Source organism: Mucilaginibacter dorajii (assembly GCF_024808255.1).
GTDB classification, from domain to species: Bacteria; Bacteroidota; Bacteroidia; order Sphingobacteriales; family Sphingobacteriaceae; genus Mucilaginibacter; species Mucilaginibacter dorajii.
Window position 1 is genome coordinate 75,903 of record NZ_JANTYS010000003.1, and the last position, 12,207, is coordinate 88,109.

The 12,207-nt window shown below is 41.4% G+C and carries 5 protein-coding genes; all 5 read left to right on the forward strand.

What is annotated here, in order from left to right:
• The first annotated feature begins 175 nt into the window (after positions 1-175).
• The 5 genes from FHS10_RS04840 to FHS10_RS04860 all read left to right on the forward strand — a co-directional run bounded on the left by FHS10_RS04840 (position 176) and on the right by FHS10_RS04860 (position 12,157).
• Positions 176-3,322 carry a SusC/RagA family TonB-linked outer membrane protein gene (locus tag FHS10_RS04840; protein WP_259088130.1) on the forward strand — a complete coding sequence of 1,049 codons (3,147 nt, stop codon included), beginning with the start codon at positions 176-178 and terminating at the stop codon, positions 3,320-3,322.
• A gap of 23 nt (positions 3,323-3,345) precedes the next feature.
• Positions 3,346-4,965, forward strand: coding sequence for a RagB/SusD family nutrient uptake outer membrane protein (locus FHS10_RS04845; protein ID WP_259088131.1), 1,620 nt, complete (start codon positions 3,346-3,348; stop codon positions 4,963-4,965).
• A 167-nt stretch (positions 4,966-5,132) separates the two neighbouring features.
• Positions 5,133-5,327 (forward strand): hypothetical protein, encoded by a 195-nt coding sequence (locus FHS10_RS04850; protein ID WP_259088132.1) that lies wholly within the window; start codon positions 5,133-5,135, stop codon positions 5,325-5,327.
• 574 nt (positions 5,328-5,901) lie between these two features.
• Positions 5,902-7,593: a cellulase family glycosylhydrolase gene (locus FHS10_RS04855; protein ID WP_259088133.1), complete on the forward strand. Its 1,692-nt coding sequence runs from the start codon at positions 5,902-5,904 to the stop codon at positions 7,591-7,593.
• A 367-nt stretch (positions 7,594-7,960) separates the two neighbouring features.
• Complete coding sequence (locus tag FHS10_RS04860; RefSeq protein ID WP_259088136.1) at positions 7,961-12,157, forward strand: hybrid sensor histidine kinase/response regulator transcription factor; 4,197 nt, start codon at positions 7,961-7,963, stop codon at positions 12,155-12,157.
• Positions 12,158-12,207: the final 50 nt, after the last annotated feature.

Below are 12,207 nucleotides of genomic sequence, written 5' to 3' on the forward strand. Positions count from 1 at the left end.
TTAATGTTAAAATTTCGCAATCGATTGCAAAACATAAAACCATTAATAACTTAAAATCAAAAAACTGCGTGGGTTGCCGCCGACAAAACGAGGAAGGTTACCATGATGTGCACACGCTTTCAGCCACTCTAAACCTTAATAACCAGCCAATTTGTTTCACTTAAATTAAAAATTCATGAAAAGAAAACTATTTACACAACTCCTGATTTTTGTCGGGATAACCTTATCAATTATAATGATAAGTTTACCTGGCTTTTCGCAAACGGGGAAAATTACCGGCAAAGTGTCGGATAAGGACGATGGGGGACCCCTGCCGGGAGTATCCGTTAAAATAAAAGGCAAAGCTGAGGTCACCGGTACCAATTCGGAAGGGATCTATTCCATAAACGCTGTTCAGGGCAGTACATTGATATTCTCTTTTGTTGGTTACGAACAAAAAGAAATTGTTGTTCCTGCATCAGGCGTACTTAACGTGGTTTTATCAAGAAGTACTAATAACCTGAACGAAGTAGTAGTAATAGGATATGGTACTGCCCGCAGAAAAGACCTGGTAAGCGCTGTTGATGTGGTGGCGGCGAAAGATGCAGGTGCCAATACATCAACAAGCCCTGCACAATTATTAATAGGTAAGGCGCCAGGTGTTCAGGTAGTTACCGCGAATGGTTCGCCAGGTTCAGATGCGCAAATTATTATACGTGGTACCGGTTCTTTCACTAATGTTAGCCCGTTATATGTTATTGATGGCATACAAGCTGATGCCGGCTTGTTCAATACGATTAGCCCACAGGATATTGAGAATATTACCATATTGAAAGACGCCGCTTCAACAGCAATATACGGCGCGTCGGGCGCCAACGGCGTTGTGATAATTACAACAAAAAAAGGTAAAGCCGGTCCCATTCAAATATCATTTACATCACAGGCAGGTTTTTCAACTATACCCCAAAAACTCGATCTGTTAAAAGCAGCCGATTATGTAAACCTCATTAAAGATGTTGCCGTTACCAACAATGTTCCAATACCGGCAAAACTTAACACACCGTTTGTTTTAGTTGACAGAAACGACTGGCAAAACGAAATTTTTAAAACAGCTTTATCAACCCAAAATGATGTAAGTATAAGCGGCGGGGGCGACAAGGTTACCTATAATATGTCGGCAGGATATGTAACCCAGCAAGCCACAATTAAGGATTATCTCTTTAAAAGGTTTAATAACAGGTTCTCGCTTGACGAAAAATTAGGCCGTTTTCATTTCGGGCAAACCTTAAATTTGAGGTACACCAAAACGCGGGGCCAAACAGCGGGTATAGGCAACGCCCTTACTTACGCGCCTTATCAACCCATTTATGATTCCTCAATTACAGGCGGTTACTCCATCCTCACCAATAATGATGATAACAGTAATGCTATAAACCCATTGGCAGACCTGGGCCTAAAAACCCAAAGCAGCCAGGACATGGTATTATATCCACAAGTATTTGCCGAAGTGAAAATTATCGATGGTTTAACTTTTCGTTCGCAGGCATCGGCAACATATGACAGTAATGGAAGTGATTCTTATCAGGTACCTTTCGTAACTGCCAATAACCTGGCTTTCGACCGCCAGGCGGGCCATGCGTACGGCAGCTCCTCCTATTACATCATTGAGAACTATTTATCCTATAACCATACCTTTGGTAAACACAATGTTTCGCTAACAGCAGGCACAAGTTACATTGATGCCGGAACCAGCAGCTCTGCCAGTTTAACAGGTACAGGTATGCTGACCGATGCGGTAAAGGATATTGGCGTAGCCCCAACCGTTACTGTAACAGGCAGGTCATCGGGTTATGCCACTCAATTTGGTATCCAACAATCCTATTACGGACGTTTAATTTATTCTTATGACGATAAGTATATTCTTTCAGCCAGCGTAAGGCGCGACGGATCTTCCAACTTTCTCCCGGCAGTCCGTTACGGTAATTTCCCGAGCGCGGGCTTTGCATGGCGATTCAGTCAGGAAGATTTCGTAAAAGCAGCTCTTCCATTTGTTAGTGATGGTAAATTTCGCGCAGGATGGGGACGTACAGGCAACAACCGGATCGATCTTGGCAGAACCGATGTACTAACATTTAACGGATCGCCTGTGGGAAACCTGGTATATTCTTTTGGTCAGACAGAGAAATTCGTTAACGGAACAACAGCTACTACAATTGCTAACCCGAAATTACATTGGGAAGCAACCGACCAAACCGATGCAGGCATCGATCTGGGATTTCTCAACAACAGGATAACTTTTACCGCTGATTACTACAATAGAAAAAGCAGTGGGTTATTAGTAAATATACCTGTACCACCAAGTTTAGGGGTAGGTTTAAATACAAGTAACAGTTACGAAACTGTTAACGCGGCTAAGGTGCAAAACAAAGGGTTTGAATTTCAGTTAGGTTACCGTTCTGAGGTAAAAAGGGATTTTAGCTATAACATAAGCGTTAACGGCGCTTTTAACAATAATAAAACATTAGCGTTAGACCCCCAATCGCCAACTCCAATAATTGGAGGAACCACCAGCGTACAGACCATGACTATGCCGGGTATTGCAATCGGGGCATATTACGGTTATAGGGCGGATCATGTAGCCAAAGACCAGGCTGAAATTGATGCATTAAATAAAAAGGCACAGCAGAAATCCGGCGATCCGACTACGGTGTACCAGTCTGGATTGCTCCCCGGCGATTTTATATTTAAGGACCTGAACGGTGACGGCGTTGTTGACTCAAAAGACCAGCAGGTTTTAGGGAGCGCAATTCCAAAGTTTACTTATGGCATTAACATAGGTGTTATTTACCATAATTTCGACCTTAACGTAGTATTATCAGGCGTGCAGGGCGTACAGATTGGAAATGATCTGAGGGCTTCCACTTTGGATTTCGCAGCGACAGGGCATAATGCCTCAACCGACATATTAAACAGGTGGGAAAAACCGGGTGACAATGCCAGGCTGCCAAGAGCGGGGCAGAATGCGACCGGAACCGGAAATGTAAGGCCGTCGGATTTCTTTATCGACAACGGCGCTTATTTACGTGCCCGTAATGTAACCCTGGGCTACACTTTAAGTAAAGCCACTTTAAAAGCATTTTCGGGTAATGTATTGAGTAAGCTGCGCGTATATGTTGCTGCGCAAAATTTATTTACCATAACCGGCTATAAAGGGTATGATCCCGAATTAAGCACAGTAAATGGGGATAACAATGCGAACGACACTATTTTTAACCGCGGTATTGATACGGGCCAGATCCCGCAGGCACGCGCATTTTTATTCGGGATACAGGCAGGATTTTAAGTAATATTTATAAAAATACAATTATGAAAAAATATATAAAATTTCTTATGACAGGAGGGCTTTTAATTCTCTCGATAGGATGTAAAAAGAATTTGGATTTAATTAATAAGAACGCTTATACTTATGATACCTATTTTACTACCGATGCTGCCGTAAACCAGGCCGTTGTGGCCACTTACGCTGGTTTGTTGCATACGGGTTTATGGGCACGCGAGTGGTATTATACTTTTGATTTGTTGGGTTATGATGCCAAAAACAATCAGCCCCTGGTAGGCGACCTTCTGCAATTGGCCCAGTATAATTTTGGTGCCGATCAAAACCAGGTGGGCCAAACATGGGCAGCGTTATACCAGATAATAGCGCGTGCTAACGTCGTTATCGATCGTGCTCAGACGTCATGGAAGCCGGCTACCCCCGCAGAGACAACTGACCAGACTCAATATATCGCCGAAGCCAAACTTCTGCGTGCTTACGCCTATTTTCAACTCGTTAATTTGTACGGGCGGGTGCCTTTGCGTACCAAGTTTATACAGCAGCCAACCCCTGCCGAGATTAATCTGGCCAGATCGCCTGTAGCCGATGTATGGGCATTCATTGAACAGGATTTGAAAGACGCTGAGGCAGGTCTTCCTCTAACATACTCTTCTGACAACTACGGTCGGGCAACGCAAGGTGTTGCAGTTGCGCTTTTAGGAAAATCTTACTTATATGAAAAAAAATGGGCCCTGGCACAAACAGAGCTTGCTAAGTTAACCAAGGCGCCTTTCAGTTATTCGCTTGCGCCGGTTTATAATGATCTTTTTGACGACCCGAACCAGGATAATACCACTAAGAACCCTGAAACCATTTTTCAGGTGATGAACCAGCAATGGACAGATTGGGGTATAGGTAATCAATACTATCTTTTCGGCGGCCAGGAAACCTGGGGTGGAAAAGCTACCCATTCTGGCCGTGCGCAGGAATATGGTTTTAATGATTGGAACAATACGCTTGTAACTACAACTGCTGTTAAAGCTTTCACTTACCCTAACCCACAAAACCCATCTGTGAATTACGTAGATCCCCGTGCAGCCTTCACCTTTTATGGCGATGCCGCAAGTGGCGGGCAAACGGAATATTGCCAGCAATGTGCCCCTCCTAAACCTGGAGTGTCGCCTGTTATAGCTTACCCTTACGCCACAAAAGGGTATGCGTGGCTTAAATATGAATATTATAATAAGATGGCCAGTTTTGGCGGACCTCAAAGCGGTATAAACGGCCAGGTAATACGCTATGCTGATGTATTGCTTATGCTGGCAGAAAGCTATATACAACAGGGTAATACCGGTGCCGAGCCATTGGCTTTAATTAACCAGGTGCGCAGCAGGCCAAGTGTTAAAGCTACGCTTTATACCTCGCTTGGTAGTCAGGCAAATGCCATGAGCATATTAATGCGCGAAAGGCAGTTAGAACTAACCGGCGAACAAAGCCGTTATTTTGACTTGATACGTTGGGGTATTGCAAAGCAAACAATAAATGCTGAGAGGAAGATTGAGGACGGTACACAGCCATTTCAGGATAAAAATATCTTGTTACCAATACCTTTAGCGGAGAAGAATTCTAATTCTGCGATTGCTAAGGATGTTTCAGGCGACTGGAATTAGGCAAACCAAACTTATAATTTTGTTGAAAAGGAGAGCGTACCACCTTCGGGTGTGCGCTCTTTTTCGCAAGATTCTACACTGGCTATGTTTACGGCCCCCAAAGAGACTATACATTAAGGATTACCTATAAGCAATTAACGAGCTGGTTCAAGAACAAAAATGAAATAATGCAGGAATCACAATTTGAAGAGGTAAAATCTGTAATAGATTTAATTCAAGCCAATACATCGTGGACATGGTATAACAATGTCGAATTGGAGAAACTCAATGAAAAAATAGATATCATGCTCGGTGTTTTAGATGAAAATAACGAGTTATTGCGGGAATTAATTTGTGTTATTAAAAATCAAAGAAGCGGATGAATTGATTGATGTTGTTTGTTCAAGCCTAATATGAAATGGCTGTACCAATACATTTTCGTCTGAATTAACTGTTATTTAAGTTAAGGTGGTCAACACTTGCCCCTGTGCGTTTCCCCGTAATATTAAAAATGCTCAAACCAGGTTCCTATCTATACTTCCAGCATGAAAATTTTATCGATTTGAACATTTCATGCCCTATTTACTAACTTTTGTACCCCTTCATTCATTTTTTGGGGCTATATTTTTGGCTGCCCGATCAATAAACCTGAGCGCATTTTAAAACCAACACAGCTGTTTTTTTAGTTTCTATTATAAGAGACTAAAGTGTTGTTATTGGAAACGATTATCATTTTGTTAGCTATCATTTTTATAACCGGGAGCAAGTACAATTAATTGCCAATTATAGAACCTATTATTAGTGCTGTACAAAAAACAAGTTTTGAAGCATGTTTACTTCAGGCTATTATATGATGCAATGGCAGTGCTGTAGTGATTAAGTAATAACGTAACCGATACGAGCATTATGAATTGCACGTGTCACTTTTTTACAGGAAACCAATTTAAAATTTAATATATGAGAACACTAAACTATTTTTTCGGTATCGCCATCGTCCTGGCGGCGTTGGGATGCCACAAACAGGAAACTCCCGGTGTTGCAGTTCAGCCACTTGCTAAAACGAGTAAAAAAACGTTGACCGCAACCAGTTATCCGAGTTACAACATTTCGCCACTTTCGCCCGATCAAACAGGGATGACCAGTACAGCGGCCCAACTCGCTGCAAACATCGGGCTGGGGATTAACATCGGCAATACAATGGAAGCCCCCGGCAGTGAGCAGGGATGGGGTGCCCCGATGATTACCCAGGCGCTCATAGATACCTATAAACAAAGGGGTTTTACCGCCATACGGATTCCTTGTAATTGGGATTGGTCACATGTACCGGATTCAACAACTGCAAAAATAGACCCGGCCTGGCTTAGCCGTGTTCAGCAGGTGGTGCAATACTGTGTTAACGACGGTTTGTATGTGATATTAAATATACATTGGGACGGAGGTTGGTTGCAGGGAAATTGCACCGTCGCTAAACAGCCTGCGGTCAACGCCTTGCAAAAGGCACTTTGGGAACAAATTGCCACCAAATTGCGTGGCTTCGACCAGCATTTGATGTTTGCCAGCGCGAACGAACCTGATGTAAGCGATGCCACAGGGATGAGCGTCCTGCTTTCTTATCATCAAACTTTCATCAACGCTGTCAGATCAACCGGCGGGCACAACAGTTACAGAACTTTGGTTGTGCAGGGGCCAAGTACAGATATTACAAAAACAAATAATCTGATGAACACCCTTCCCTCAGATCCGGCTTCCAACCGTATGATGGTTGAAGTACATTACTACACCCCTTACAATTTTTGTTTGATGAACGCCGATGCTTCATGGGGCAAAATGTTTTACTATTGGGGTTCGGGATATCACACCACCTTCGATCCTACACGCAATGCCACCTATGGTGAGGAGTCGGACGAGAATACGTGGTTCGGGCAGATGAAGACTAAGTTCGTTAATAATGGCATCCCGGTAGTGATGGGCGAATTTGCAGCATGGAAACGCGGCATTTCGGGAGATTCGTTAAAGTACAATGCTGCTTCTGTGGCATATTGGAATAATTATGCTGTACACAACGCTTTGAATAACGGGATACTTCCATTTCTATGGGATACCGGTTCGATCATCAACAGGTCTACTTATGCGGTACAAGATCAACAACAGTTAGCCGCCCTGGTGCAAGGAACACAAAATGGGTCATCCCAAACTTTCCAGGTTGGTGGTGTGTACCAAATTTTAAACAGATTTAGCTTTAAGCCTTTAGAGATCTGGGGCTGGGGTACTGCTAATGGATCGACAGCAGACCAATGGGATTATGTTGCCGGGCAAAACCAGCAATTTAAAGTTGTGAGTGGCAGTAATGGTCACTACCTATTAGTACCACAGCATGCTCAAAGCAGGTGTTTGGAAGTACTAAATTGGTCGGGCTCTAACGGTGGTACTGTGGATATTTGGGATTACTCAAGTACAGGCGGAAATAATCAAAACTGGTCAATTCAGGCAACCGACAATGGTTACTATAAAATCATCAATGTTAATAGCGGAAAAGCCCTGGAAGTTTCTTCTCCTTCAACAACGACGTCACTTACCAATGGCACTTCTGTTGATCAGTGGGATTACACTGGAGCCAAAAACCAGCAATGGGCGTTTGTAAAGATATAAAGTATAAACTGGTACAAAGATAATTTAAGCAAACCGTTAAAAAACCGCTATTAGCCCGGTTTAAAAAACATTTAAGATATCACAACATAGCTGTGATTTAGTTGAAGAAAGACAGGCCAATGCGTCCGGGGAGCGATACGGACGCATTTTTTTTAAAGAACACAATAAATACTGTGATTTTGATTAAAAAAGGCAAGTTAATGCGTCCGGGGTGAGATCCGGGCGCATTTTTTAATTTAATAGTTTGCCCTTTGACAGTCGGCTAAAAATTGAAATATGCCAGTTTATTATGCAACATTTGTGCTACCTTAGTGTGCTGACTTTTAAAAGTTAAACTGTTGCTTCTGAGCTTTTCAATGATACCCCAATGCGCCTAAAATTCTATTATCTTCTTGCCGTTATATTAGTTTTTGCATATAATAATGTTTTTAGCCAAGGCAGTCAGTACCGGTTTTCGCACCTCGATATCAGTAACGGACTTTCACATAACCAGGTTAGTTGCATATTTAAAGATTCGGAAGGCTTTATGTGGTTTGGCACTGCATCAGGCCTTAATCGTTATGACGGTTATACCTTTAAAGTATTTAAGCACGATGGCAATAATAAAAATTCTGTTAGTGATGATTTAATATATAAGATTTTTGAAGGTCCTGATAAAAAGATATGGATATCAACCCGGAGTGGGTATTGTTTTTATGATCCTGAAACGGAACAATTTAACAGCGATATGCCGCCGCTGCTCCGTTCTTTAAAACTTCCTGCTTATCCCTATGTCTCTAAAATAGTGCGGTCTGGCTCAGCAGACTTTTGGTTTTTGATCCCCGATTCGGGTATTTACAGATATAATGCCCTAAGCAAGCAAACAAAACACTATTATCATAATATTAATTCTGTCCCATCATTATACTCGGGTTCCATTACAGATATTACTGCCGATGCCAAAGGCAATATATGGATAGTTTACAGTAAGGGCGCAGTAGAGATGTTTGATATTAAGTTTAATAAAATTAGCTATCATACAGATGTTTTTAATAAGGCAATAAATAATAAAGACGGCTACTATTCTTTAACTGTTGATCGCGATAGTGATTTGTGGTTTTATACATTATATGTTGAAGGTGGCGTTTTCTACTACAAGCCTTCAACAGGTGTTTTGCACCACATTGATAAGGAATCGGCCGGGGCAAAGTTAAAAGGGAATGTAATTAGCAATATTATTCAGGCCGATGATGGCTTGATATGGATTGGAGCGGACCATGGGGGCATCAATATACTGGATAAAAGGAATTTCAATATTACTTATTTACTAAACCGGGAAGACGACCCTACATCATTAAGGCAAAACAGTGTAATACTTTATAAGGATGTCTTCGGTATTATGTGGGCCGGTACTTTTAAAAAGGGTGTAAGTTATTATCATAAAAATATCATCAGGTTCCCGCTCTACAGGCATTTTGCCTCAGATCCTGGCAGCTTAAGTTTTAACGATGTTTACAAATTTATAGAAGATAAGTACGGAAACCTGTGGATTGGCACCAATGGCGGCGGCCTCATTTATTTTAACCGCAAAACTGGCAGGTTTACACAATATAAACATGATCCGGGAAACACAAATAGCCTGAGTAATGATATTATTCTTGACCTCTATGTCGATCATGATCAAAAATTATGGATTGGCACCTATTTTGGCGGTCTTGATAGTTTTGACGGAACCACATTTACCCATCATAAACATGATGATCATATTGCTACCAGTGTTGCCGATGATAGGGTATGGACTATCCTGGAAGACTCTTCGCACCGTTTATGGATAGGGACGTTTGCAGGCGGTCTTGAAATTTTTGACCGGGCTAAAAATATATTTTACCATCCTTTTAAACAGAGCGACATCAGGTCGCCGATGATAACCGCGATGTTTGAGGATAAGCGCGGCAATATATGGACTGGGGGATATTGGGGTGTAGATGTGATATTGAAAAATGGGAAAGGAGTAACTCATTATATCTCAAATGGTAGCGACGCAAATAATTTAGTTGACAATGCCATAAACAGTTTTAACGAGGATAGCCGTGGTTTGATATGGATAGCTACATCAGGCGGGTTGAGTGTTTTCAATCCTAAGACCAATAATTTTACTTCGCTAACAAAAAAAAATGGGCTCCCGGCAAATTCAATATCGAAAACGCTCGAAGATAATAAAGGAGCGATGTGGGTGAGCACGTCAAATGGGTTGAGTCATATCACCTTAACACCAAAAGTTAATGGGTTTAATTTTCATTTCGAAAATTTTGACGAAACAGATGGCCTGCAGGGCCGTGAATTTAATATGAATTCCGCTTTAAAAACACGCGGGGGCGAGTTGATATTTGGCGGTGTTGATGGCTTCAATATTTTTGATCCCGCAAACTTAGAACTTAATACCAATAAGCCGCAATTAATATTTACCGATTTTCAGTTATTCAATAAAAGTGTGTCGGCCAATGAGGCTATTAATAACCATGTTGTACTTTCAAAAGCCATATCGTTAACAAACAATATAATTCTTAATCACAGCGAAAATGTATTCTCCATAGAATTTGCAGCCCTTGAGTTTTTCAATCCCGGCAAAATAAAGTACCAATATATGCTGGAGGGTTTCGACAAAGGGTGGGTAAACGCAGATAACAGAACACGAAAAGCCAATTATACTAACCTGGATGCGGGAGATTATGTATTTAGAGTACGGGCATCCAATTCTGAGGGGGTGTGGAACCCGAATTATAGTTCGTTAAGGATTAAAATATTGCCACCATTCTGGAAATCAACTTTCGCTTATGTCATTTACTTGATAGTGTTCCTTGCCATACTTTTGCTTATCCGACAAAGAGGAATACAAAAAATAAGAAGACAATTCGCAGTTGAAAAGGAGAAGCAGGAAGCAAAATTAATAATTGAGCAGGAGCGCCAGGAGGTTAAACGGATGCAGGAGCTGGATCAGCTGAAAACTAAATTTTTGACGAATGTAAGTCACGAGTTCAGAACGCCGCTGTCATTGATCATGGCACCGGTTGATAAAATGCTTACCCGTGCTGACCAGGAACAAAAACAACAGCTGAGCATGATAAGAAAAAATGCCAGACGGTTATTAAACCTGGTAAATCAGCTGCTTGATTTTCGTAAGATGGAAGTTCAGGAGTTGAAACTGCATAGCAAGCCGGGCGATATTGTGAAGTTCATTGGCGAAATAAGCATGTCATTTACAGATATTGCTGAAGAAAAGGAGATTGATTTTGTATTTGACACAACGGTTGATTTCATGTTTACCAGTTTTGATCATGATAAAATAGAAAGGATACTGTTTAACCTGATATCAAATGCCTTTAAATTTACTCCGGCCGGCGGCCAGGTAAGCGTTTTACTCAATATGGATAAGGAAGCCGATGGCAGTAATGCTTCTCTTGAAATAAAAGTGATAGATACTGGTATTGGCATTCCGCCTGAAAAACATAGCAAAATTTTCGAGCGTTTCTTTCAGAACGATATTCCCGAATCGATGATTAACCAGGGTAGCGGCATCGGTCTTGCGATAACCGGTGAGTTTGTGAAGATGCATGGCGGGGAAATAACCGTTGAAAGTGAGCCGGATCACGGCAGTTCTTTTATCATCAAACTGCCGCTTGTTATTTGTGCCGAATCGGAAATGGATATCTCAATCGAAGATGAAGGCGACACCGTATATTTGAATGAAATCGGCCAAAATGAAAATAAAGCTGCACTTAAACAGCAACGTACAAACAAGAAACCTGTGGTTCTGTTAGTAGAGGATAACGATGACTTTCGTTTTTATTTAAAGGATAATTTAAAAGATATATTTTTTTTAATTGAAGCTTCAAACGGAAGAGAAGGCTGGCAAAAGGCGCTTTCGCAACATCCGGATATTATTGTAAGTGACATCAGCATGCCCGAGATGACCGGAATTGAACTGTGCAAAAAATTAAAGAATGATAAGCGCACATCGCATATTCCCATTGTTTTGCTAACCGCGTTGAGCGGTGAGGCCGAACAGGTAAAAGGGTTGGAAATTGGCGCGAATGATTACATGACAAAACCCTTTAATTTCGAAATACTTCTCTCAAAAATCAAAAATATCCTCACCCTGCGGGATACCTATAAACGTACATACAAAAAGCAAATGGATGTGCAATTACAGGAAACGCCTTTACAAAATGAAGATGAAAAACTGTTAAGAAGTATAGTAGAATACATAGAATTTAATATTTTAAACGATAGTCTTTCGGTAGAAGAATTAAGCCGCAAGATGAATATGAGCCGCGGATCGCTTTATAATAAGGTATTGATGCTTACCGGTAAATCACCTGTCGAGTTTATCCGTTCCATAAGATTAAAAAAAGCAGTGTATTTGCTGGAGAACAGCCAGATGACCATTAGTCAGATTTGCTATGAAGTAGGCTTTAACACGCCCAAATATTTTACAAAACTATTCAAAGACGAATATAATACCCTTCCCTCTGCCTATATCAGCTCTGTTCGGCAAAAGAAACTATCTGAAACGGAGGAAGGTTAACCTCCACACCGTTAACGCCGTGATGCATTAGGTGTATGGCTCTAAATATT

Coding starts and splice junctions, on each gene's coding strand:
- FHS10_RS04840 (WP_259088130.1), top strand. CDS start 176: ATGAAAAGAAAACTATTTACACAACTCCTGATTTTTGTCGGGATAACC.
- FHS10_RS04845 (WP_259088131.1), top strand. CDS start 3,346: ATGAAAAAATATATAAAATTTCTTATGACAGGAGGGCTTTTAATTCTC.
- FHS10_RS04850 (WP_259088132.1), top strand. CDS start 5,133: ATGCAGGAATCACAATTTGAAGAGGTAAAATCTGTAATAGATTTAATT.
- FHS10_RS04855 (WP_259088133.1), top strand. CDS start 5,902: ATGAGAACACTAAACTATTTTTTCGGTATCGCCATCGTCCTGGCGGCG.
- FHS10_RS04860 (WP_259088136.1), top strand. CDS start 7,961: ATGCGCCTAAAATTCTATTATCTTCTTGCCGTTATATTAGTTTTTGCA.